Source organism: Bradyrhizobium sp. NBAIM14, from assembly GCF_020193895.1.
GTDB lineage: Bacteria > Pseudomonadota > Alphaproteobacteria > Rhizobiales > Xanthobacteraceae > Bradyrhizobium > Bradyrhizobium yuanmingense.
The window spans coordinates 1-409 of record NZ_JADYVQ010000106.1 but is presented as its reverse complement, the minus strand read 5'-3'; the positions used below and the strand labels follow the sequence as shown (position 1 = coordinate 409).

Below are 409 nucleotides of genomic sequence, written 5' to 3'. Positions count from 1 at the left end.
ATGCTGCAAAGCGCGTCTGACCATCGCGACGCCAACGCCGTCCTTCTGGCCACGGCAGCCGAACTGATCCCGGGTTTCGGCGGTGCCCTCTACGTGTTCAACAATTCGCGTGACCGGCTCGTCCTGTCGACGACCTGGAACCGTGAGGGCCAGCCCCCCCTTCCGGATGCGATCGGCCTGCAACAATGCTGGGCGTTGAAGCGTGGCAAGCCGCACGTCAACCATCCGAATTCGCACAAGCTTTGCTGCGAGCATTTCACGGGCGACGAGAGCGCCCTCGAGATCCCGATGATCGCGCGGGGCGAAATTCTGGGCCTGCTGCAGATCTACGCGAGCGGCGCGGACGCGCAGGAGCGGTTGCAGGAGGTCGCCGGCCTCGGGGCGGCGCTGGCCGATGCGATGTCGCTGG

Annotated in this window: 1 protein-coding gene; it reads left to right on the top strand. The window is 66.0% G+C overall.

Annotation, left to right across the window (positions count from 1 at the left end):
• Nucleotides 1-409 (top strand): GAF domain-containing protein (locus tag I6F28_RS37220; RefSeq protein ID WP_524536139.1); only part of this gene is annotated, 409 nt, incomplete at both ends.